General features: G+C 47.8%; 22 protein-coding genes. 17 read left to right on the plus strand and 5 right to left on the minus strand.

Annotated elements, in window-relative coordinates; translation table 11 throughout:
• The first annotated feature begins 10 nt into the window (after positions 1 to 10).
• A complete protein-coding gene (locus V7S65_RS04425; protein WP_336386090.1) occupies positions 11 to 1,450 on the plus strand; it encodes a DNA/RNA non-specific endonuclease in 1,440 nt (479 codons plus the stop codon).
• 388 nt (positions 1,451 to 1,838) lie between these two features.
• Positions 1,839 to 2,648 carry a glycosyltransferase family 2 protein gene (locus V7S65_RS04430; RefSeq protein WP_143313482.1) on the plus strand — a complete coding sequence of 270 codons (810 nt, stop codon included), beginning with the start codon at positions 1,839 to 1,841 and terminating at the stop codon, positions 2,646 to 2,648.
• A gap of 52 nt (positions 2,649 to 2,700) precedes the next feature.
• Here the strand turns inward: V7S65_RS04430 and V7S65_RS04435 are convergent, their stop codons facing one another.
• From V7S65_RS04435 to V7S65_RS04445, 3 genes are all read right to left on the minus strand, one after another.
• Positions 2,701 to 4,521: an ABC transporter ATP-binding protein gene (locus V7S65_RS04435; RefSeq protein WP_079468028.1), complete on the minus strand. Its 1,821-nt coding sequence runs from the start codon at positions 4,519 to 4,521 to the stop codon at positions 2,701 to 2,703.
• A gap of 237 nt (positions 4,522 to 4,758) precedes the next feature.
• Positions 4,759 to 6,294 (minus strand): sulfatase family protein, encoded by a 1,536-nt coding sequence (locus V7S65_RS04440; RefSeq protein WP_336386089.1) that lies wholly within the window; start codon positions 6,292 to 6,294, stop codon positions 4,759 to 4,761.
• 173 nt (positions 6,295 to 6,467) lie between these two features.
• The gene (locus V7S65_RS04445; protein ID WP_227024582.1) at positions 6,468 to 7,070 is read right to left on the minus strand and encodes a DUF1349 domain-containing protein; all 603 of its coding nucleotides are present in this window, start codon (positions 7,068 to 7,070) and stop codon (positions 6,468 to 6,470) included.
• A 130-nt stretch (positions 7,071 to 7,200) separates the two neighbouring features.
• Here V7S65_RS04445 and V7S65_RS04450 point away from each other — a divergent pair, with 130 nt between their 5' ends.
• The 4 genes from V7S65_RS04450 to V7S65_RS04465 all read left to right on the plus strand — a co-directional run bounded on the left by V7S65_RS04450 (position 7,201) and on the right by V7S65_RS04465 (position 10,897).
• Complete coding sequence (locus V7S65_RS04450; RefSeq protein ID WP_336386088.1) at positions 7,201 to 7,860, plus strand: PIG-L family deacetylase; 660 nt, start codon at positions 7,201 to 7,203, stop codon at positions 7,858 to 7,860.
• Positions 7,857 to 9,002 (plus strand): glycosyltransferase family 4 protein, encoded by a 1,146-nt coding sequence (locus V7S65_RS04455; protein ID WP_336386087.1) that lies wholly within the window; start codon positions 7,857 to 7,859, stop codon positions 9,000 to 9,002. The genes V7S65_RS04450 and V7S65_RS04455 overlap by 4 nt, the downstream gene beginning before the upstream one ends.
• A 2-nt stretch (positions 9,003 to 9,004) precedes the next feature.
• Positions 9,005 to 10,189, plus strand: coding sequence for a glycoside hydrolase 100 family protein (locus tag V7S65_RS04460; RefSeq protein ID WP_336386086.1), 1,185 nt, complete (start codon positions 9,005 to 9,007; stop codon positions 10,187 to 10,189).
• Between the two features lie 84 nt (positions 10,190 to 10,273).
• A complete protein-coding gene (locus V7S65_RS04465) occupies positions 10,274 to 10,897 on the plus strand; it encodes a hypothetical protein (RefSeq protein WP_111578724.1) in 624 nt (207 codons plus the stop codon).
• Positions 10,898 to 10,944: 47 nt separating this feature from the next.
• Here V7S65_RS04465 and V7S65_RS04470 read toward each other — a convergent pair whose 3' ends face one another.
• A complete protein-coding gene (locus V7S65_RS04470) occupies positions 10,945 to 12,210 on the minus strand; it encodes a hypothetical protein (RefSeq protein WP_336386085.1) in 1,266 nt (421 codons plus the stop codon).
• A gap of 116 nt (positions 12,211 to 12,326) precedes the next feature.
• Between V7S65_RS04470 and V7S65_RS04475 the strand changes: the two genes are divergently transcribed.
• Positions 12,327 to 12,878 carry a GNAT family N-acetyltransferase gene (locus tag V7S65_RS04475; RefSeq protein WP_336386084.1) on the plus strand — a complete coding sequence of 184 codons (552 nt, stop codon included), beginning with the start codon at positions 12,327 to 12,329 and terminating at the stop codon, positions 12,876 to 12,878.
• An 89-nt stretch (positions 12,879 to 12,967) separates the two neighbouring features.
• Here V7S65_RS04475 and V7S65_RS04480 read toward each other — a convergent pair whose 3' ends face one another.
• Positions 12,968 to 13,285: a hypothetical protein gene (locus V7S65_RS04480; RefSeq protein WP_336386083.1), complete on the minus strand. Its 318-nt coding sequence runs from the start codon at positions 13,283 to 13,285 to the stop codon at positions 12,968 to 12,970.
• Positions 13,286 to 13,483: 198 nt separating this feature from the next.
• Here V7S65_RS04480 and V7S65_RS04485 point away from each other — a divergent pair, with 198 nt between their 5' ends.
• The 10 genes from V7S65_RS04485 to V7S65_RS04530 all read left to right on the plus strand — a co-directional run bounded on the left by V7S65_RS04485 (position 13,484) and on the right by V7S65_RS04530 (position 23,784).
• Positions 13,484 to 14,623: an NAD(P)/FAD-dependent oxidoreductase gene (locus tag V7S65_RS04485; RefSeq protein WP_079468020.1), complete on the plus strand. Its 1,140-nt coding sequence runs from the start codon at positions 13,484 to 13,486 to the stop codon at positions 14,621 to 14,623.
• A complete protein-coding gene (locus V7S65_RS04490; RefSeq protein ID WP_079468019.1) occupies positions 14,614 to 15,324 on the plus strand; it encodes a methyltransferase domain-containing protein in 711 nt (236 codons plus the stop codon). The genes V7S65_RS04485 and V7S65_RS04490 overlap by 10 nt, the downstream gene beginning before the upstream one ends.
• Positions 15,321 to 16,373 (plus strand): type III polyketide synthase, encoded by a 1,053-nt coding sequence (locus V7S65_RS04495; protein ID WP_079468018.1) that lies wholly within the window; start codon positions 15,321 to 15,323, stop codon positions 16,371 to 16,373. Before V7S65_RS04490 ends, V7S65_RS04495 begins: the two co-directional genes overlap by 4 nt.
• Complete coding sequence (locus V7S65_RS04500) at positions 16,367 to 17,140, plus strand: SDR family oxidoreductase (RefSeq protein WP_336386082.1); 774 nt, start codon at positions 16,367 to 16,369, stop codon at positions 17,138 to 17,140. Before V7S65_RS04495 ends, V7S65_RS04500 begins: the two co-directional genes overlap by 7 nt.
• Positions 17,141 to 17,143: 3 nt before the next feature.
• On the plus strand, positions 17,144 to 17,590 hold the full coding sequence (locus tag V7S65_RS04505) for a 3-hydroxyacyl-ACP dehydratase FabZ family protein (RefSeq protein WP_336386081.1): 447 nt from the start codon (positions 17,144 to 17,146) through the stop codon (positions 17,588 to 17,590).
• Complete coding sequence (locus V7S65_RS04510) at positions 17,583 to 18,857, plus strand: beta-ketoacyl-[acyl-carrier-protein] synthase family protein (protein WP_336386080.1); 1,275 nt, start codon at positions 17,583 to 17,585, stop codon at positions 18,855 to 18,857. Before V7S65_RS04505 ends, V7S65_RS04510 begins: the two co-directional genes overlap by 8 nt.
• Before the next feature lie 10 nt (positions 18,858 to 18,867).
• Positions 18,868 to 19,122 carry an acyl carrier protein gene (locus tag V7S65_RS04515; RefSeq protein WP_079468014.1) on the plus strand — a complete coding sequence of 85 codons (255 nt, stop codon included), beginning with the start codon at positions 18,868 to 18,870 and terminating at the stop codon, positions 19,120 to 19,122.
• Positions 19,119 to 19,742: a 4'-phosphopantetheinyl transferase superfamily protein gene (locus V7S65_RS04520; RefSeq protein ID WP_336386079.1), complete on the plus strand. Its 624-nt coding sequence runs from the start codon at positions 19,119 to 19,121 to the stop codon at positions 19,740 to 19,742. The genes V7S65_RS04515 and V7S65_RS04520 overlap by 4 nt, the downstream gene beginning before the upstream one ends.
• Before the next feature lie 247 nt (positions 19,743 to 19,989).
• Positions 19,990 to 22,308: a PSD1 and planctomycete cytochrome C domain-containing protein gene (locus tag V7S65_RS04525; RefSeq protein ID WP_336386078.1), complete on the plus strand. Its 2,319-nt coding sequence runs from the start codon at positions 19,990 to 19,992 to the stop codon at positions 22,306 to 22,308.
• Between the two features lie 21 nt (positions 22,309 to 22,329).
• On the plus strand, positions 22,330 to 23,784 hold the full coding sequence (locus V7S65_RS04530) for a DUF1501 domain-containing protein (RefSeq protein WP_079468011.1): 1,455 nt from the start codon (positions 22,330 to 22,332) through the stop codon (positions 23,782 to 23,784).
• Positions 23,785 to 23,797: the final 13 nt, after the last annotated feature.

The following is a 23,797-nucleotide window of genomic DNA, read 5'->3' on the forward strand; positions in this document are numbered from 1 at the left end:
TTACCATTCTATGCCAAAGAAGAAGAGGAAAAAAAAGAAGCAGCACCAGGGATTCAACAGTTTAGCCGTTATCGTTATATTGATCATCGCTGCATTTGCAGTAACTACCTGTTCCCGGAAAATTACCGGAGATAAAGAAAAACCTCCTGCAAAGAAATCATCTCACAAAAAAAATACTACTACCCGCACCAGTACATTTTTACTGGCAGAAGATTTTGAGCCGGGTTCCAAAACAAATTATAACAGCGGCGACGTGGAATTATCCAGCGGTACCTGGAAGTTCAAAGATGCGGTAACCGGCAACCTGGAGGAAGATCATAAAACGGGTGTGCAGGCGTTGCGTATCCGCGATAATGGTATGGCCGGGATGAAATTCGATATTGCTGTAAAAGGAACGGTAACGGTTACTCTAAAATATGCCGGGTACGGTGCAGACAAAAAAGGGACCTGGGAGTTGTGGGCATCGGTAAACCGGGGTCAAAGCTATTTTCGTGTGGGTGACCCCGTTAGTGTTAGTTCCGGTGTACTTAAAACAGCCACCTTTACCGCGAAGAGTACGGGCACCATCCGGTTTGATATCCGTAAAACAGACGCCGGCAACAGCCGGATCAATTTTGATGTGTTCCGGGTGGTGGCCGGTGGAAAAGAAACGCCCGTTAAGCCGGTGGAGAAACCGGCAGGAGGCGATGATGATAACCTGTTACTCGGTAATCCCAGCGATGCCAGTGCATCGCTGGTGATGGCGAATAATTACCTGATGGATAAAGAATATTACAAGCTGTCGTATAACCGCGACAAGGGCACGCCGAACTGGGTTGCCTGGCATGTATCGCGCAGGGATCTGGGCAAAATGTCGAGGGCCAATGATTTCAGGCCCGATGCCGACATCCCGGAAAGCTGGTACCAGGTATCTCAAACAAGTTATATGGGCAGCGGTTTCGACAGGGGGCATAATTGCCCTTCGGGCGACCGGACTGCCAGCCGGGCAGCCAATGAATCCACCTTCCTGATGACCAATATGATCCCGCAGGCCCCCAACCATAACCAGCATTTGTGGAAAAACCTGGAAGAATACACACGGGAGCTGGTGATGAAAGGAAACGAGGTATATGTGATCATGGGTAGCTATGGCAGTGGAGGAACCGGCAGCAAGGGACTGGCAAAAACAATAGATGGCCGTAAAATTACCGTGCCGGACCATATCTGGAAAATCCTGGTGGTTTTACCGGAGGGGAATAATGATTTGCAGCGTATTAATAAGAACACCCGTATTATTGCGGTGAATACACCCAATAAAAATGATGTTAATGCCAGGTGGAACGCTTACCTGACATCCATTGAAGAAATAGAAAAGGCCACCCGGTATAAGTTGCTGGACAGGGTGCCACCGGTAGTAAGACAGGAGTTAGTGAAGAAAATAGATGCAGGACAAGAGAGAATGTATCGTTAAAAAAAATATTATGTTGTTCTGGCAATTAAATTATAAATTGCATAAAATTATTATGTTTTTGTAGTTTGTAAACTAATATCCAGAAAAAAATCATGATAAGTTCCTATAAAAACCAGATTGGCATAATTTTATTGAAAGTACGGTAGCGACATGTAACTTATTGAAGCCTTAGATCGTTATTATAATTACAAAGCTAACTTAAAGTATAACTGGCCGATTATTAATGGAAATGGACCTACACTTTTCTTGATTATATGCGTATATAACAGGAAAAATACTGTGTACACAACGAAAGGAATGGCGTAAAATAATTAGGGATAAAATGGCGTTATACCAGGGAAGCTTAACAATATGAGCTTTTTAAACATTAATTTTATATCTAACTAATATGGGTGAAAGAGTGTCGGTGGCCTTGCTTGTTACTACATACAATTGGCCGGAAGCATTGAAGCTTGTGCTGGATAGTGTACTGGTACAAACCGTCCTCCCTGACGAAGTCATTATAGCTGATGATGGCTCCGGAGAGGCTACCAGGGATGTTGTAGAGGCATTCAGACGGAAAACCAACATTCCGGTGAAGCATTTCTGGCATCCGGATGAGGGTTTCCGCAAGACTATTATCATTAACCAGGCGATTACCGGTACCTCTTCTGACTATATCATCCAGATTGATGGCGACATTGTGATGCATGAGCTTTTCATCAGAGACCATATCACGGAAGCGGAAAAAGGGTATTTTATCCGCGGTAGCCGGGTGTTGTTACAGGAAGAGATTACCCGGAAGTACCTGAACAACGGACAGTTTGAGCGGGTGTCGTCTTTCAGTAAAAATGTGAGAAACCGGATCAATTCGCTTCGTATTCCTTTCCTGGCCCCTTTACTGATTAAAAAGAGTCAGCGTTCCCGGAACTGGATTGGTTGTAATTGCGCATTCTGGAGAGCAGATTTTCTGAAAGTGAATGGTTATAATAATGAGCTGAAAGGCTGGGGACATGAAGATATTGAACTGGCAGCGCGTTTTATTAACTCAGGACTTTATCAGAAGAAGGTAAAATTAAAAGCAGTGTGTTATCACCTGCATCATCCTTTTAATTCCCGTGTACACGAAAATATCAACTACAGGGTTTACCTGGATACCTTAAATCATGGTATTGCCTATTGTTCCAACGGCTACAGGCACCATTTAACAACGGAGTAATTCACTAAAAAGATATAAATAAAAAAGGCCACCAGACGGTGGCCTTTTTTATTTAGTTACTAAACGTCTGCATTTCGATGAGCCGTTTATAAATGCCGTTGTTGCTGAGCAGTTCCTGGTGGGTACCCTGTTCGGCCACCTGACCATTATCCAGCACTATAATAAGATCCGCATTCTGAATGGTACTCAGGCGGTGAGCGATGACCAGGGAGGTGCGGTTTTTCATCAGGTTATTCAGTGCGTCCTGCACCATTTTTTCTGATTCTGTATCCAGGGCAGATGTAGCCTCATCCAGTAGCATCAGTGGCGGATTGGAAAGTACGGCACGGGCAATGCAGATACGCTGCCGTTGTCCGCCGGAGAGCTTGGATCCTTTATCGCCGATGTTGGTATCGTAGCCATTTTCAGTTTTGCTGATAAAATCGTGTGCATTGGCAATCCTGGCTGCTGCCTCCACTTCTTCGATGGTGGCATTAGGTTTGGCAAAAGCAATATTGTTGAAGATGGTATCATTGAAGAGGATGGACTCCTGGTTTACCACACCCATGAGTGCGCGTAAAGACTCCATCGTAACGGACTTCAGGTTTTTACCATCTATCAGGACGCTGCCGGACTGGGGATCCATAAAGCGGGGGATCAGGTCCATTAACGTGGACTTTCCGCCGCCAGAAGGGCCTACCAGCGCCACAGTGGAGCCTTTGGGTATGCTGAGGTGAATGTTATTCAGTACTTTCTTCTCGCCGTAGGCGAAAGAAACACCATCAAAACGGATCTCATCTGTAAAGCCGTTTAATGTAACGGCATCCGGTGCATTGGTGATGGCCGATTGCTGATCGATGAGTTCCAGTACCCTGTCGCCCGCTGCAACTCCTGAATGGATATTGCTGAACGCGGTGGAAATAGCTTTTGCCGGGCGCATAATCTGGGAGAAGAGGGCAATATACACCACAAAGGTAGATCCGTCCATATTCCCCTGGTTATTGATAATAAGGGAACCGCCGTAAAACACGATACCAGCCACCATTAACACCCCTAAAGTTTCAGAAACGGGCGAAGCCAGTTGCTGTCTTTTAGCCATAGAGCGGGATATTTTGGAATACTTGCGGTTTTGTTCATCAAAGCGGTTGGTAATAAACCCAACGGCATTAAATGCCTTAACGATTCGGATGCCATTCAGCGCCTCATCGAGGTAACTGATCATCATACCGTAAGTTTGATGCGAAGCGGTAGCCTGTTCTTTCAGTCTTTTTACAATTCTTGATATAATAAAACCGGCCACTGGAATCACCAGCATAGAAACCAGCGTTAATTTATAGGAGATGAGGAACAGGATGACGAGAAAAGAGATCAATTGGGCCGGTTCTTTAAATAACACCTGCAGGGTACCGGTCACCGTATATTGTACTACCTGTACGTCGGACGCAATTTTGGAAATGATATCTCCCTTTCTTTCATTACTAAAATAACCCAGGTGCAGGTTCATTACATTGTTGAATACTGTTTTACGCAGGTTCAGCAAAGTTTGTATGCGTAAGCTTTCCATAGTACGGTCCGCGAAATAGCGGAACAGGTTACCCAGTAATACAGAGGCGGCAATACAGGCGCAAACAAACTCGAGGCTTTTAATTTTACCGTATTCGCTGGCAATAGTAGTGGTGTAATGTTTAAACACCGCGAAAATATCAAAATAGCTATCCGGCATGGGAGCTATTTTCTGATTGAGATCCTTGTTAAACAGCGTTTCCAGCAAAGGCGCCAGCAATGCAAGGTTCAGCGTGCTGAATATTACAGACAACAGGACACAGATGATATAGGGGATCGCAAATTTATTAATAGGTTTAGCAAATGATAAGAGTCGGAAGTATGTCTTCATATTTTAACAATAATCGTATAATGATTAGACGGTGCATAAAAAAAACCGCATCGTTGCTGATGCGGTTCCTTAAGTTTTTAATTTTCTTTTTATCAATAACTTAAAGAATATTTTTCAGTCGCACATTCAAGCCTGCAGATCACCAGTAAAAACTGCAATCAGGGCTCAAAAATAGCCCTTTTGGCTTAATTGTCAAAAGATTTGATAGCCGCCCGGGCCTGGGGCGGCTATCAGCGATTATTGCTGCGAGAGGATTTTCAACGCCTCCGTATCTTTATATTGAACCATGAGTTGTTTCAGGTGCTCTTTCAGAGTGGCGGTGAGTTGCTCCGTGCCTTTCCGGCCATAAAGATTGTTCACCTGGTGCGGATCCTGCTTCAGGTCGTACAGTTCCCAGCTATTGGACTCCCCGTAGAAGCGCACCAGCGTGTATTGTTCCGTACGGATACCGAAGTGCGGATATACGTGGTGGGGCTGGGGGAATTCGTAATAGTGGTAGTAGGCTTCTTTTCTCCAGGGAACATTTTTGGCATCAGCTTTCAACAGGGGTAAAAAGGAGGTGCCTTGTATATCGGCAGGCACTTTTACGCCGGCGATGTTGAGGAAAGTGGGAGCCCAGTCGATGTTCAGCATCAGCTGATTGATGGAAGTGCCGGGTTTTATTACGCCGGGGTATTTGATCATGAAAGGAGTGCGTAGTGATTCTTCGTAAATAAAGCGTTTATCGAACCAGCCATGTTCTCCCATATAAAAGCCCTGATCGGAGGCATATACGACTACTGTATTTTTTGAGAGTCCTGATTTATCGAGGTAGTCCAGCAGCTGACCGATGTTCCTGTCGAGCGATTTTGCCGTGGCCAGGTAATCTTTCAGGTAGCGTTGGTATTTCCATTCCACCAATGCATCGCCGGTTAGTTTTTGTTCGTCAAATTCTTTGCTGATCTTATTTTCATAGTAATCGATAAAAGCTTTTTTCTGTTCCGGTGTGAACCGGCCATAGATACCTTTTCCGTAATCAGCATGCACTTTCAGGTCTTCTTTCAGGCGCATGGTTTTATCAATGGTCATGTCCTGGTTTTGTGCGGCCAGGCGGTTTTTGTAGTCATCTTTGAAAGTGGCAGGCAAGAGAAATGTTTTGTCGTCGTATGCGCCGAGGTCCTGGATATCCGGCAGCCATTCCCGGTGTGTGGCTTTTTCGCCTACTACCAGGAAGAAGGGTTTGGACGTATCGCGTTTGTTGATCCAGTTAACAGAGAGATCGGTGATGATATTGGTAACGTAGCCTTGTATGCGGGTAGTATCGCTGGGGCTAATGATATCAGGATTATAGTATTGGCCCTGGCTGTTGAGGATACGCCAGTAGTCGAATCCTTTTGGCAGGTTGCCTAAATGCCATTTGCCGATCCAGGCTGTCTGGTAGCCGTTTTGCTGCAGCAGGGCAGGAAACAGTTGTTGTTCCACGTCAAACTTTTTCTCGTTCAGCGTATAGCCGTTAATGTGACTATACTTGCCCGTGAGCAGGGTAGCCCTGCTGGGGCCACAAATAGAATTGGTGACGAGGGCATTTTTGAAAATGGCGCCCTGAGCGGCGATCCGGTCGATATTTGGCGTTTGTACCAGTTTGCTGCCATAGGAGCTGATAGCCTGGTAGGCATGGTCGTCGGAGAAGATGAAGATAATGTTGGGACGTTGTTGCTGCGCATAGCTGTTGGCAGCGAACAGGAGTAACAATCCCCAGGTTTTTTTAAGATAGTTTGCGGAAAAGATTTTCATGTTCATGCGTTTATCTGTTGATGGGCAGTTTACCCTGGCAGGTCAAAGATATTTTATTATCCTACAAATTGTATAGGGTATTCTTTTTTTTGAAGAATGAAGAAATAACAAAGCCAGATATGCATAAACAAAATAAAATAACGGCCGCCCTCAGCGGCCGCATCTCAAAAAAATCACTTCTCCGCCACCACCTTAAACTCTTCAAACACCACATCAAACGGCAACTTCCCCGGTGCTGCGGCCACAGGTCCTATCTGCACTTTACCGCCGGGAGGAAAATACGCCAGTCGCAGCATATCAAATTTCTTATTATCAAAAGAATACTCAATCTGTACATAATCTCCTTTACGCAGTAATTTCAGCCACATGCTTTTGGGGCTGTCGTGACGCGGAACTACAGACCAGTCGGATACTTCACGGGTTACTACGGCGCTTACGTTTTGTACGCCGTCTACATATTCGATACCGGTTTTAATCCAGTTTTTGGCATCCTTGCGGATCATCAGACCAGCCTGATGAAACAGCTCTTTATAATGACCGGTGATTTTTACTGTAGCGGTAAAATCGCCTTCCTGTTCCTGGAAATAGAAAGGGCCATTATCGCGGATGAAGCCGTAGTGCGTTACCTGCCAGTAGTCGGTACCGGGGTCAACGGTCACATTTATCTTGTTATGATCTGCGGACCATTTCTGAGGAGTGTTATACCATTGCATAGTTTGTGCTTTTAGTCCCATACTCATCGCTATGAAAGCGGATAATGCTACCAGTTTTTTCATGATGTTTCCGTAAAATTTTTATGTAAGATGATAAATATTCTCCGGAATGGATAATTTTTAGTGATGGGTAGCTGCTTTGGATTTGTTAACTTTAAGAACCCTCTTAACCTGCCCGTTAAATGTTATGAATATGAACGAAGAAAACCCTCAAGTAACAAAAAGAAAGTCCGTTGCCGTTATTGTAGCCCATCCCGATGATGAAACGCTGTGGGCCGGAGGCACTATCCTGTTTCATCCGCAGTGGAACTGGACTATCATCAGCCTGTGCCGCGCCGGTGACACAGACAGGGCCCCTAAATTTTTTAAGGCACTACAATTGTACGGAGCACAGGGTGTGATGGGAGATATGGACGATGGCCCGGAACAAACGCCACTTCCGGAAGAGGTGGTGGAAAACCAGGTGCTTGCCCTGTTGCCGGTACAGCATTACGATCTGGTCATCACCCATCACCCACGAGGGGAATATACCCGGCATCTCCGCCACGAAGAAGTAAGCGGCGCGGTGATCCGGCTATGGCAACAAGGCAGGATCACCGCCGATGAGCTCTGGGCCTTTGCTTATGAAGATGGATTAAAGTCCTATTTCCCGGAAGCTATTCCTGAAGCAACTATTTATCATGTGCTGGATAAAGATATCTGGCAACAGAAATATGAGGTGATCACGCAAACGTATGGATTTAAGGTCGATAGCTGGGAAGCAGCCACCACGCCTTTGGCGGAATCGTTCTGGTGTTTTAATAACAGCGGGGAAGCCCATCAGTGGCTCAACAGTTTACCGTTTGAATTATGAAAGTACTTTTGTTATTTGATTATCCGCCGGCGCCCGGGGGACTGGCAACACAAGGAAATTTATTGTACCACGGTTTGCTGGAAATAGGTGTAAATGCGCTGGCGGTACATTACGACTCACCGCTGGAAAAGGAATGGTATTACAGTTCGTTTAAGCCGGATGTGGTGGTGGGCGTGGGCTATTGGGGATATTGTCCACAGCTGGTTCTGCATCCGCAGCGGTTTGGCATGCAGCCGGTTCCCTGGCTGGTGGCCGATGGATATATCGCCAACTACCAGGAAGTGCTGAATGAGCTGCCGCTGATCCTCGTTACCTCGCAGTGGGTAAAGGAAATGTATATACGCGATGGCATCAACGGTGATAAAATAGCCGTGCTGCCGGTTGGCTGCAATACCGACAGGTTCATACCGCTGCCAAAAGATCATCCGCGGGTGAAAGCCATGCGGGAGTCAATGGGCGTAGCGCCGGATGAGCTGATGCTCCTCACCATAGGTGGTGACGCCTGCTCAAAAGGCGCCAGGGAAGTGATGCAGGCGCTGTCGCAGTTAAGCGGCGAAGTGCCGGACAACTGGAAATATATCTGCAAAGTATGGCCGCAACCACGCACCAGCATACAAAACAAAGCGGACCTGGAGTTGGCTGAAGAACTCGGGCTGAACGGCAGGGTACAATATATCACCAGCATTGTATCAAGAGAGGAGATGCCTTATCTCATCAATGCCTGCGATATTTATGTGGCCCCTTCACGGCTGGAAGGTTTCGGAATGCCGCAGATAGAAGCAGGCGCCTGCGAAAAACCGGTAATCGGCATTCGCGCAATGGGAATGCTGGATACGCTGGTAGATGGAGAAACCGCACTGCTGGCCGGTGTGGCAGAAAAAATTGTGGTGAACGAAGTCGTGCTGGGCAAAGAGTCGGGTTTTGAAGCAGATCACAAAGTGGTGTTTTCCACGCCCCGCACGGTCGACTACCGCGCAGATATAAATGATATCAGGCGGCATTTGCAACGGTTAATGACAGATGCCACCTACAGGGAACAGTTAGGAAAAGCTGCAAGGAAAAGAGTAGTAGCAAATTTTGATTACCGGGTTATAGCAAGGCAGTTTGTGCAGCTGATGCATGAAAAACTTAATATCCGTTAAACATGAAAGCTTCCTCCTGGTTAACCATCAATGCAGCCAGGGACGCCGCCCTGAAGGTTTTGCTGCATAATGTAAACGGTCCTTTTCACGGCCTCCCCCGCACTGCGGGATGGGGATACCCTGAACCATACACGAGAGATCTTCTCCTGTCGTTTTTTGGCGTGGGCGTAACCGGCAACCAGGTGCTGATCAACAGCATCCGGAAAGTACTGGAAACACTGGCGAAAAATCAAACCCCACACGGACATATTTCTTCTCTCGTACACGACAAACAAGACCTGGGCGCCAGCGACAGCACGCCGCTCTTCCTGCTCGTGACAGGTATGTATCGTAAGCTGTCAGGAAATGAACAGTTCCTCGAAGAAGCAGTGAACAGATCGCTGCAGTGGATGGAATATCAAAGTCCCTCGGACCGTTACCTGGTGGCGCAACAGCCTACCAGCGACTGGCGCGATGAACAATGGGTGCTTGGGTACGGACTGTTTGTAAACACGCTTGTGTATAGTTATCTCCGTATCCTCGGGCATCATGAACGCGCGGAGAAAGTACGGCAGGCAATGGGAAGATTCACCATTACCGGTGGTGTACAGCACCGGCATGTGCACGAAGGATTGGTAGTGAAACACAAACCCTACTATGCCATGTGGTCCTACAAAGTACTGAGCAGCGAACGGTTTGATCTGCTGGGCAACAGCCTGGCTATACTCTCCGGCATTGCAGCGCCCACAAGGGCCGCGGAAATGGTATCATGGATTGAAGATGAATGTGCAGAGCTGATAAAAAACAACCAGCTGGCTGTAAAACTGCCGCCTAACTTCTTCCCCTATACGAAACCGGGCGACAACGACTGGCACGAACGTTACACTTTTTTTAATCTCCCCGGAGAATACCATAACGGTGGCATCTGGCCTTTCATCTGTGGCTTTTATATAGCCGCATTGGTGGCCGCAAAGAAGTACCGGCTGGCAGAAGAGAAACTGCTGGAACTCACCAGGATAATTACTATTTCCAACAGTGGAACAGTGGATTACGGTTTCAATGAATGGCTGAAAGCACAGGATGGTACAGCAAAAGGGCAGGAGTGGCAAACCTGGAGCGCCGCACTGTACCTGTATGCAGCGAAATGCGTGGAAGAAAGACGTACCCCCTTCTTTGAAGAAATGAGAATGCGGCAACCCGTTTCATGATAACTTGATGAAAGATTGATGAAACTCGTTCGTCAATTGATGGTAACTTTACGCCCATTATCCCTGTGTTTTAAACTTATGAAGATGAATACCTACAGATCCCTGATGCTGCTGGCAGTTTTTGCCACAACACTCGTTGCCTGCGGAAGCCTCGAAATGGCCGGCCCGGATAACGTTACCCCTACCACACCACCGCCCACCACACCACCTGTAACAGGCAATAATAAAATTGAAGGCACCTGGAACTTTGCAGGCGTTCGGGTAAACAGCGTTAGCAGCATATCGGAATCAGGCGCCAAAGCCATTGTTTACAGCGACTATACCACCTTCAATAACAAAGGCGTAGTGGTAATTGATGGAAGTACTTTCAAGATAACAGGCATGAGCTATTCTATCGATGCAGTTATCAGGAATGTGCTGTACATGAACGGAGAGCTGATCACTGATCTGCAAATGCCTTTCCAGATGGCGATGGATCCGTATAATGCTTCCAACCCCTATAAACTGGTAGGAGCAGATTCTATTTATTTCAGCGCGGGTGTAATGGAAACCCCTTCCTATGGCGGTGGTACCGTTGAAGTACAGGCTGCGGGTGGAAAAATTTCCTGGAGTGCAGATACGCTGTTGCTGACACTAAATCTTAACCAGGTAGAATCTTCCGCTGTTGTAACCGGCTTTGAAGTGATGAAACTGGTGAAACAGAAATAAAAGAGTTACCGGTTATCTTTTGGAAGAAAGATAACCGGTGATAGTCCCTACTTCTTCCTGGCATCAGCCGCCTGCCAGATGGATTTGATTGTCGCCTCATCGTTCATCCCATCCGGACATTGCGCAGAGCGGGTATTGGCCCGGTATTTCAGTCTTGGTTTTTTCCGGCCCAAAGTAACTACACGGGTAACTGGCATCTGCAAATGACCACTGGCGTCATGACCTGCTACCCATTGGTGCGCATATCGCAGCCAGTTGTTCCGGTATTGTTCCGGTTGCTGATAAAACCAGCTGATTTCATCAAAGCCCCACGGATAAATGGTAGTGGTATCCGGCACACCCGGATGATCGCTGATACCAAAATTATCCAACTCCACCAGGTAAGGCATTGACGCGGCTTTCCAGCCACTGGGAGTAATACCGCCTTTGCTTCTCCCGAAAAGGGCATCCGTAAAACCTACTTCCAAAATACCTTCGTGCGGATGCGCCGGCACGGATTTTATCCGCAGCGGGAACGAGTTAAAATCCAGTAAGCTTTTACCATTGACTACCATACCACCTGATGGCGTATGTGCATCGAGCAATACCCAGTGATGGCGGGTGTGATCTTTTGCATAGGCTCGTAATTTTTCCAGGAAGGCGGCCCATTCCGTCAGTTGTGGATCTTCCATGCCTATCAGGGCAATTTGTCCGAGATGCAACGCTTCGCAGCCCACTTCCATGTAGGTGCCCGCCAGGAACATAAACCACAGCTGCGTTTCCACGCGCGTAATGTCCGGTACGCTGTTGCCTTTACTCCAGTGATCTACCAGTTTACCTTTTGTGTTGAGCATGCTGGTGTACCGGAAATGCCGGTCTTCCGCCGGTAACCCTAATGCTTTGAATGCCCACGCCGGAACAGGAATCGTGTTTACCTGTTCGCTGATCTGCTCAAACAGGGCAGCCTGGAAAATTACTTCCGGATCATTTTTATGCACTTCCTGTACCAGCTGTTTGGCGCGACTAAGAAAATCTTTGTTGTTGAGTACCGATTCCCCGCCCCAGCGGTATATAGCGCGGCCTATAAACTTTGCCCCGATGTTCCTGATCAGGCGGATGTCGTCTTCTTTGTGCGGATAAGGCGCATCGGAGGCGTAAGGATCTACCGAAAGAAATTCAGTCATGGTAACCGCATGATCCAGGTAATGTTCTAACGCAGGCCGGGTAATGCCTTTTTCGTTGAAGGAGGGTGATTGGGAGCGGGCGGTCATCGCCCACAAACTAATGCCTGCAGCCAGCAATGCTGCCGCCGGACGCTGAGTGAATGCTAACATGTCGTGGAATAAATTTTGAAAACAAGATACTTTTTTTTGACTGGCAGGAATAACATTTTTGGTTGTGTGGCGCAATTGTTTTTATATTGGGTTTATTAAAACGACCCAACCAGCATATGAGTTTACTGCCGGATATATTTCCCGTCCTGTCTACGCCGCGTCTTCACCTGATTGAAATTGAGCATTCGCATCAGCCGGATTTGTTTTACCTGCTGACAGATAAACGGGTAACCCGCTACTATCATGTAATACCGCTGAATGAAGTGGCCAATGTCCGACCGGTCATCGATCTTTTTAAAAAACGTTTTGCTGATAAGCAGGGGATCCGCTGGGGCATTGCCCTGGAAGAAAAAACAGCGCTGATCGGGTTTATCGGTTTCAATAATTATGAAACGGCAGATACGGTGCCGCTGGTATTTGCGCTGGTACAGGAATACTGGGGTAAAGGCTTCATGGCCGAAGCTATTGAGGCGGTGGTACAGTATTGTTTCTCCGCACTGGATCTGAAAAAGATCGTGGCAGATGTATTACCCGGCAACGAAGCCTCTGAAAAGGTGCTGATTAAAACGGGGTTCCATCATGAAGCGCTGGTGGTGAAAGGCATGATATGGGACGACAAAGGATACGACGTTAACCGGTATGTAAGGGATAAAACGCCGGACCTGTAAGTATCTCTATTGTCCGGTTGAGGACATGACAATACTGATTCCTGCAACCAGGAACAATAAAGACACTCACAGGAATTACAGATGCAGGATTAAGCTTTTTTAGCGGCAGTTTTCTTGGGAGCAGCTTTCTTAGGCGTCACTTTTTTGTCGGCGGCTTTGGGAGTATTGGCTTTGGCTTTGGGCGCAGCGGCTTTCTCAGCTGCAGCTTTCTTCTTCGGCTTGGCAGGTCCTTTTGGTTTATCTGTTAGTCCTGCTATCATCGCTTTAGTGGCCTTTTTTACATTCCGGAGAAATTTCTTCTCTCCCAGCTTCTCTTTTAAATCGCTTAATGCGGTTAATACTTCGGCTACTTTTACACCAGCTTCTTTTTTAAGATGCTTGCCGGTTGGTTTACTCGAATCAGTCATGGAGCATTATTTATTTACAAAATATATTATATTCAAAATTAACAATTAAATAATATTGGCAATGTTAAGTTTTATAAGACCATGATTTATAAAGAATATTCTGATCTTAGCGAAAGTAAAATCAACTATAAATTCATTATATTGGGGTAGGCTACCTTCTTTGTGTCGGAGCTTGTTATTGTTTTAACCATAGGGGTTATGGGTTCAAGAGATGTTATTATTATCGGTGGGGGCCTGTCGGGCCTCACCAGTGCTATTCATTTATCGAAAGCAGGATTACAGGTAACCGTGATCGAAAAAAGTAAATACCCTTCGCACAAGGTATGCGGGGAGTATGTTTCCAATGAAGTATTACCTTATCTGCAGTCGCTCGGGGCAGATCCTTCGGTATTGCATCCTTCCCGGATCAACCGGTTAATTATTTCAGATCATTATGGCAAAACGCTGGAAACACCGCTTCCATTGGGAGGGTTTGGTGTAAGCCGGTATACGTTCGACCAGTTCCTGATGCAAACAATGATCGAAAACGGGGTGGAGTTAATTGAGGATACCGTTACCAACGTGGTATTTGAAAACGACCGTTTTTTCATTGATACCAACAGCTATGGCGTTTTTTCAGCGCCGGTGGTGTTGGGCGCCTATGGCAAAAGAGCTGCGCTTGATGGAAAACTTGCCCGTCCGTTCTTTAATGAAAAATCGCCCTGGCTGGCCGTGAAATCGCACTACCGTGGCAACTTCCCGGCCGATACTGTTGGGCTTCATAATTTCGACGGCGGATATTGCGGCGTATCAAAAGTAGAAGATGATATCCTGAATATCTGCTACCTGGTGAGCTATGAGAGTTTTAAAAATTTTAAGCAGATAGAATCACACCGCGAGCAGGTGTTGTATCGTAATCAGCATCTGAAGGATATCTTTGAAAACAGCACCGCCTTGTTCGATAAACCTTTAACCATCAGCCAGGTATCTTTTACAGATAAAGAAAAGGTACTGAATCACATCCTGATGATTGGTGATACCGCGGGGCTTATTCACCCGCTTTGCGGCAACGGTATGGCGATGGCCATACAAAGCGCGCAGATAGCCTCCGATAAGGTGCTGGAATATTTTTCAGCCGCCACGCGTAACCGTTTATTGATGGAGCAGAATTATACGAAAGCCTGGAACAAAATGTTCAGTGGCCGTATGCGCACCGGCCGTGTATTATCCCGGTTGTTCCGCAATGAGAAACTTTCCGCTACCATGATGAAAGGACTGATCCTCTTCCCCGGCCTGCTGCCGGGAATCATCAGGCGCACGCATGGGAAACCGTTAAATGCCGTACCGGAATGCGTGTAAAAACCCGGCACCGGAGCCAGGCTACCGAAATCATGGACGATTTCAGTATGGACGGTGATCTGCTGAAGGCTACGCTGGATAAAATAGCACAAATCAATTTCTTACTGGGAGGCAACCGTATCACCCGCAAAGGGGTAGCGGCCCTCATCAAAAATATTCCCGCCAGCGAGGAAATTACCATCGTGGATATCGGCTGCGGCAATGGTGATATGCTGCGGCAACTGTCGGATACTTTTTCTTCCCAAAGAAAAATAAAACTTACGGGCATTGATGCCAACCAGGCTACGGTAACGCATGCACGGAATTTATCAAAAGATTATCCGCACATTGAGTATTATTGCCAGGATATTACGCAGCCGGCCTTCCGGGAGCAACGCTATGATATTATTTTATGCACGCTTACGCTGCATCACTTTAAAGAAGCAGAAATCCGGGAGCTGATGAAAGTCTTTTACCGGCAGGCAGGGAAAGGAGTAGTCGTTAATGACCTGCACCGCAGCGCATTGGCATACCGCCTGTTTCAACTGGTATGCTTTGTGTTTAATTTAAATAATATGGTCAGGGAAGATGGACTGGTATCCATTCTCCGGGGATTTAAAAAGAAAGAATTACAACATTTATCGGCTGAACTTAATATTGATCAGTATTCTCTCAAATGGAAATGGGCGTTCCGGTATCAATGGATAATCAATAAACTATGAGCGTTAAAATTCAGACTGTCACAAAAGCACTACCGCCTTACTCAAGAACCACCGCTGAAATTATCCCTTACTTATCCTTATGGCTCCAGGGCCAGGAAGAAAGATTTATCCGCAAGGTGATCAAGATTTTTGAAAACGCCGGCGTGGATAAACGCTATTCTATTATGGGACCTGAAGAAGTATTTACCAGTACTTCTTTTGAAGATAAAAATAATATCTACCAGCGGGAGATGATTGCCCTGGGCCGCACCTGCCTGCAAAGCGCGCTGGATAAAGCCGGTTTGAAAGGAACAGATCTCGACTATATCATCACCGTGAGCTGCACCGGCATCATGATCCCTTCCCTGGATGCATACCTGATCAATGAATTACAGCTGCGCCAGGATATTGTACGCCTGCCCGTTACGGAGATGGGTTGTGCCGCGGGAGTTTCGGGGATCATCTATGCCAAAAAAATGCTGGAAGCCAACCCCGGTAAAAGAGCAGCGGTAATAGCAGTGGAGTCGCCTACCGCTACGTTCCAGCTCGACGATTTTTCGATGGCCAATATCGTCAGCGCAGCCATCTTCGGCGATGGAGCCGCCTGCGCGATCCTCTCTTCACATGAGCAGGATCCCGGTCCGGAAATTATCGCGGAAGAAATGTATCACTTCTATGATGCGGAATACCTGATGGGATTCCATCTCTCCAACACCGGTTTAAAAATGGTGCTGGATATAGAAGTACCTGAAAAAATAGAAGCGCACTTCGGCGATATCGTACATCCTTTCCTGGCAAAAAATAATCTTACTATCGAAGATATCGACCATCTCATTTTTCATCCCGGCGGAAAAAAGATCATTACCCTCGTGGAAGAACTGTTCCGCACTATGGGAAAGAAACTGGACGATACCAAAGAAATTCTGCGGTCGTATGGCAACATGTCCAGCGCTACGGTGTTATATGTATTGGAAAGGTTTATGGAGCAGTCGTTGCCCAAAGGCGATAAAGGACTGATGCTGAGCTTCGGCCCGGGCTTTTCCGCACAAAGAATATTATTACAATGGTAACAGAGTTTACATCTTACTGGGCATTAATATTGGGAGGCAGCAGCGGGCTTGGACTGGCATCGGCACGTAAGCTGGCGGCGCATGGCATGAACATTTGTATTGTGCACCGCAATACCCGCGTGGAACTGGCAGAGATCCAACAGCAGTTTGAGGAAATCAGGTCACAGGGCGTGCAATTGCTGACCTTTAACACCGATGTACTTAACACGGAAAAACGTGCAGACATTTTGCAGCAGTTACAGGAAGCGATGGGCACGGGCCGTATCCGCTGCCTGCTGCACAGTATTGCGAGGGGCAACCTCAAAGCGTTACCAGATCTGGAGGCAGACGATTTCAATACCACCATCGGCCATATGGCGGTGAGCTTATACGAATGGTCGGCCGATATCCTGCACAGGCAACTGTTCGCCACAGATGCACGTATCCTTTCTTTTACAAGCGATGGTAGTTATAAAGCAATGGCGCACTATGCAGCAGTATCTGCTGCGAAAGCGGCGCTGGAATCCATTACCCGGAGCATAGCGCTGGAATTTGCGCCGCATGGCATCCGGGCCAACTGCATCCGCGCCGGGGTTACCGACACGGCATCGTTGCGGAAAATTCCGGGCAGCGAAGCATTGCTGGAATACAGCCGGGAAAGGAATCCTTTCCGGCAGCTTACCACCCCGGAAGACGTTGCGAATGTAGTATACCTGCTGTGCAAAGATGAAGCCGCCTGGATCAATGGCGCCATTATACCGGTAGACGGAGGAACACATATTCATTAGCGTATGACAAAAGAAGAGATCCTGCAGCATTTACCATATGCACCGCCTTTCCTGTTTGTGGATGAACTGGAATATATCGATGAAGAAAAGGTAACGGGTATATATACCTTTCACGCAGATATGCCTTGCTATAAGGGCCACTTTAAAGGGCTTCCTGTTACGCCGGGCGTATTGCTTACAGAGGTAATGGCGCAAACAGGGCTGGCCTGCCTGGGTATTTATCTTTTGAGAGATGAGATACAGGAGCAGTTACCCACGGTAGCCATGACCTCTGCCCACATCGACTTTTACTTGCCTGTGGCGCCCGGTGAAACGGTGAAGGCGCAGGCCACGAAAATATATTTCCGCTTTAACAAGTTAAAATGCCGCGTGGCATTATATAACGCTGCCGGTGCGTTAGTCTGTGATGGAACGATGGCCGGCATGATCATCAATAGTAAAAATGAATAACAGGGTTGTCATAACAGGTTTAGGAGTAGTAGCGCCAAACGGCACCGGCATCGCCGCTTTCAGCGAAGCGATCAAAAAAGGTATATCCGGTATCCGTTATGATGAACAACTGGCCGCGCTGAAATTTTCCTGCCAGATTGCAGGTAAGCCGGATGTGCCGGAAAGTTTGCAACAGCAGTATTTTGAAGAGCTGGAACTAAAGCAGCTGAGTAGTTCCGGTATCATCTACGGCGTAATAGCCGGCATGCAGGCATGGGCTGATGCTGGTTTAGCCATTGCACCGGAAACCCCCGACTGGGACAGCGGCACCATTTTCGGCGCCGGTACTTCCGGCGTGGATAAATTCCGCGAATCCGTTTATAAGGTAGATGAACTACAGGTGCGTCGTTTAGGCAGCACCGCAGTTACGCAAACCATGACCAGCGGCATCAGCGCTTTCCTCGGTGGGAAACTGGGGCTCGGCAACCAGGTAACCACCAATTCCTCTGCCTGTACCACCGGCGCAGAAAGTGTACTGATGGCTTATGAGCGGATTAAATACGGTCATGCTAAACGTATACTGGCTGGCAGTACCAGCGATAGTGGTCCTTACATCTGGGGTGGCTTCGATGCCATGAAAGTAAGCACCTTTAAATTCAACGAACGCCCGGAAGCAGGTTCCCGGCCCATGAGCGCTACCGCAAGCGGTATTGTTCCCGGCAGCGGGGCAGGGGCGCTGGTACTGGAATCGCTGGATAGCGCACTGGAACGCGGTGCTACTATCTATGCAGAGGTATTGGGCGGCAATATTAATTCCGGCGGGCAACGGAACGGTGGCAGTATGACGGCCCCCAATCCGGTTGCCGTGCAGCGTTGCATTACAGCGGCCCTTCAACAGGCAGGTGTGCAGGCCGCTGATATTGACCTGATCAACGGTCACCTTACCGCCACCGGAAAAGATGCAGAGGAAATAGCCAACTGGTGTACCGCCCTTCAGCGCAACGGGAGAAACTTCCCTTATATCAATGCGCTGAAATCGATGGTGGGGCATTGTCTCAGCGCCTCCGGAAGTATCGAACTGGTAGCGGTGGCATTGCAGCTGAAGGAAGGATTTGTATCTCCCAATATCAACTGCGAAGATCTTCACCCTGATATTCAGGCACTGGTAGACCGGGAAAGAATTCCGGAACAGCTATTGTATAAAGACATAAATTTAGCAGCGAAAGCGAGTTTTGGTTTTGGAGATGTAAACGCTTGTATTATTCTGCAAAAATACCTGCAACCTTAAACAAAATAATATGGACAAAGAAACATTCATTGAGCAGTTGAGAGAAATAGTAAGGCCCTACGCTAAGAATCAGGAAGCGCTGGCAACCATCAATACTTCCACCGATTTTATCAATGACCTCAAAATTAATTCTGCCAACCTGGTAGACGTGGTACTGGATGTAGAAGAGAAATACGATATCGTAATCCAGAACGAAGAAATGGAACGTATGCTCAACGTGCAGGCTGCCCTCGATATCGTGGAAGCAAAGCTGAATGAAAAATGATCGGCAACGACATTATAGATCTCCGGGCTGCTGCCACCGAAAGCCGTATTGATCGCAAAGGCTTCCTGGAGAAATTGTTCCTGCCGGAGGAAATCAGGATGATCCGGGAGGCCGCCACCCCGGCGGTATTCACCTGGTTGCTGTGGAGCTGCAAGGAAGCGGTGTATAAAATAGTGCATCGTAATACCCGCGAAAGGCGGTATACCCCGCAAAGGTTTTCCTGCCAGGTAGAACAGGACGTTACTTCAACCGGGTGCTATACCGGCGCCGTGTTATATGATCAACATACCTATTGTTATCAGAGTTTTGTTACGGATCATTGTATCCATACCTATGCGGCCGAAAACCCCCGGCTGATGCAACACGCGGCCGTATTTACAAAACAGGCTGCTGGTGAAAACTATGCAGATTTTATGCAGGAAGTACTTTCTTCACAGGAATTATTTTATAAAGATGATAATGGAATACCGTATATCCTTCACCGTGAGGATGGCAGGAGTATGCCGGTTTCTGTGAGCCATCATGGAAAATACTGTGGCATTGTAAAACTGAAAGACTTCGGCAAATACCCCTTTAACCTACCTGACTTAAAAATAACAGCGGACGTTTCATTGCTGTAAAAAAGCAAAACCGGGTTAACTACCCTGGTTAAAACCGGTTTAAAATCATGTTCCCACCCTCATCATGATTAATTTGTAGGTATGTATATACATAATGCTAATAAACTACCATCATGTAGCAAAATACTATCAAAATGGCGTGTTATTATACCCGATATTTACCATTATTAACAACCAGATAGCTATAGTAATGATTGACGGGCCTCCCCGTCGTACAAGTACAGTGCACAATTAATTGAAGAAAATTATGTTCCAACGTTGTGTCAGACTCACCATCTGCTCTCTTGCCTTTTTATACGCGTGTAACAATGGCGATACACCTGGTAATCAGCAGGAGAAATTACCTGAAATTGTAGACTACAATTTTGACATCCGCCCTATCTTGTCAGATAAGTGCTATGCCTGCCACGGTCCGGACGCCAATAAACGGGAAGCCGGTCTGCGCCTCGATATTGCCGACAGTGCCTATAAAGCGCTGCGTGAAACACCGGGCGCACACGCGCTGGTACCCGGCAACCCTATGGCTTCTGTATTGTATCAGCGCATTAGCACCACAGATACTTCGATGCGCATGCCGCCGCCATCCTCCAATATGTCGCTCAGCAACTACGAAGTAAAACTGATTGAAAAATGGATCAAACAAGGCGCAAAGTATAAACCGCACTGGGCCTTCGTGGCGCCGGTAACACCCGCACTGCCCAAAGTGAACAAAGAGAAATGGGCACGCAACGAAATAGACCATTTTGTATTAGCCCGTATGGAGGAAAAAGGGCTGGAACCCAACCCGGCAGCGGATCATGAAAGACTGCTCAAACGCCTTTGCCTCGACCTTACCGGCTTGCCTCCATCTCCTGAAAGAATGGAACGCTTTGCCAAAGACACCAGCGACGTGGGTTACGAACGCATGGTAGATGAACTGCTGCAGGACAGCGCCTATGGCGAAAAGATGGCGGTACACTGGATGGATGTGGCTCGTTATGCTGATTCGCACGGCTATCAGGACGATAACTACCGCACCATGTGGCCCTGGCGTGATTGGGTGATCCACGCATTCAATGAAAATCTGTCTTACAAAGATTTTATTACCTGGCAGATTGCCGGAGACATGATCCCCGGCGCCACCCGCGAACAACTGCTGGCGTCCGGCTTTAACCGCAATCATAAAATCACGGAAGAAGGCGGTGTAATAGATGAGGAATACCGTATAGAGTATGTTTCCGACCGCACCAACACATTTGGTAAAAGCATGCTCGGTATCACCATCGAATGCGCCCACTGTCATGATCACAAGTATGATCCGTTCTCACAAAAAGAATACTATGAACTTTTCGCCTTCTTTAATAACGTAAAGGAAGTAGGACTGCAATCCGTAGTCGGCGGCCCGGAAACCTACGCCAAAACGCCTTACATGGAGATCACGAAAGAAGATCTCAATGGCGTGCTGAAATTTATTAATAAACAGGACAGCAACAGGTTGATCGTATCCGTAATGGGCGAAAGGGATACTACCCGGAAAACGTATATCCTTGGCCGTGGTAACTATGACAACCCTACGCTGGAAGTGCAGCCGGAAACACCACATGCGGTGTTGCCGTTTGATGTGAAACAATACCCGGCCAACCGCCTCGGACTGGCTAACTGGCTGTTCGATAAACGGAACCCGCTCACCGCAAGGGTTTTCGTTAACCAGCAATGGCAGGAAATATTTGGAAGGGGCATCGTGAAAAGCACCGGCGACTTCGGGATGCAAGGAGATTTGCCTACCAATCCGCAACTGCTCGACTGGCTCGCGGTGGACTTTATGCAGCATGGCTGGAATATAAAACGCCTCATGAAACAAATGGTGATGACCACCACCTACCGGCAATCGGCCGCTGTTTCCAAAGACAAACTAAAAGCCGATCCTGAAAATATTTATCTCTCCCGAGGGCCACGGTTCCGCCTACCCGCAGAAGGCGTGCGCGACCTGGTACTGAAAAGCAGTGGCCTGCTGGTACCTGTAATCGGCGGCCCCAGTGTAAAACCTTATCAACCTAAAGGCTTATGGGAAATGGCTACTTCCGGCAGGGGAATTTTGGCCAGCTATAAACAGGATCATGGCGAAAGCCTGTACCGCAGAGGGTTATACACCTTCATCAAACGTACGGTACCGCCGCCATCCATGATGATCTTTGACGCCAGCAACCGTGATCAGTGCGAAGTGAAACGCGCCAGCACCAATACGCCGCTGCAGGCGCTCATCATGCTCAATGATCCTACTGTGCTGGAAGCCTCCAGGGTACTGGCTTCCCGGCTACTGCAAAAAGATAATAATACCTCCAGGAATATTCAACAGGCGTTCCGTTTAATTGTTTGCCGCACACCGCAACCACAGGAACTAACCTTGCTGGAGAAGTATTATGAGCAGCAACAGCAGCTGTACAAACAACAGCCGGCCAGCGCAGCAAAGCTGCTGCAACACGGCGAATACCCGATGGCACAACACCTCGATAATGCTTCATGGGCAGCCATGATGCAGGTGATCACCACCATCTATAACCTGGAGGAAACGCTTTCAAAAACGTAAAGTCACGCATAATAAAGGACGATGAAAAACGAATTCATAGAACACCACCTGAATATGAACCGCCGCAAGTTCCTGTCGCGCCTGAGTCTTGGCGTGGGTAGCCTCGCACTGGGTTCATTGCTGGTACCTGACCTCTTTGGAAAAAACAGTGGGGAGGAGGCGCCTTTTATTCCCGGCATGCCGCACTTTGCACCCAAAGCAAAAAGGGTGATCTACCTGTTCCAGAACGGAGCGCCTTCACAACTGGAGAGCTTCGACTACAAACCCAAACTACGGGAAATGATGGGGCAGGAACTACCGGCATCTATCCGTATGGGACAGCGTTTAACAGGCATGACCTCCGGGCAGTCGTCTTTCCCGCTGGTAGGCTCGCACTACGATTTTCACCAGTACGGCGAAGCACGCGCCTGGATCAGCGATCTGTTTCCACACACCGCTAAAATAGTGGACGACATTTGTATTGTACGTTCCATGTTTACGGAAGCGATCAACCATGATCCGGCCCTTACCTTTTTCCAGACAGGGGCGCAACAGGGCAACCGCGCCAGCTTTGGCTCCTGGATGAGCTATGGCCTCGGTAGTGAAAATAAAAACCTGCCTGCATTTTGTGTGCTGCTGTCGAGAGGTAAAGGAAACGGTCAAGGCGTATACTCCAAGTTGTGGTCCAACGGATTTTTAGACAGCATTCACCAGGGTGTTCAGTTCAGCAGCGGTGAAAGCCCCGTGCTGTACCTGAATAACCCCGAAGGCATTGATATGGCCAATCGCCGCCAGATGCTGGATCAGCTGGCCGCATTGAATGATCAGTCGTATAAAGAATTTGGCGACCCGGAAATCAATACCAAGATCCAGCAGTACGAAATGGCCTACCGCATGCAAACGGCCGTTCCCGAACTCACTGATCTCTCTAAAGAATCAGATGATATCATTAAGCTGTATGGACCGGATTGCTTGGTGCCCGGCACTTTTGCCGCTAACTGCCTGTTGTCCAGGAAGCTCTCTGAAAGCGGCGTGCGCTTTATCCAGCTATACCACCAGGGCTGGGATCAGCATGGCAACCTGCCTAATGAAATGGCCGGACAGGCAAAGGACGTAGACCGCGCCTCCGCAGCATTGATCACCGATCTGAAGCAACGGGGTTTACTCGATGAAACGCTGGTGATATGGGGCGGCGAATTTGGCAGAACCAACTATTGCCAGGGTAAAATGACCGCCGATAATTATGGCCGCGATCACCATCCGCGCTGCTTCTCCATCTGGATGGCCGGCGGTGGCGTAAAACCCGGCATCGTATACGGTGAAACAGATGAATTCGGATACAATATTGTGAAAGACCCGGTACACGTGCATGATTTCCATGCCACCATTTTACACCTGATGGGACTGGATCACGAGAAATTAACTTTTAAACACCAGGGACGCCGCTACCGCCTCACAGACGTGGCTGGCAAGGTAATCCCGGGATTGATGGCCTGATAAAAACACTGTT

This window comes from Chitinophaga sp. CCNWYY40, from assembly GCF_037483205.1.
Lineage (GTDB): Bacteria > Bacteroidota > Bacteroidia > Chitinophagales > Chitinophagaceae > Chitinophaga > Chitinophaga ginsengisegetis.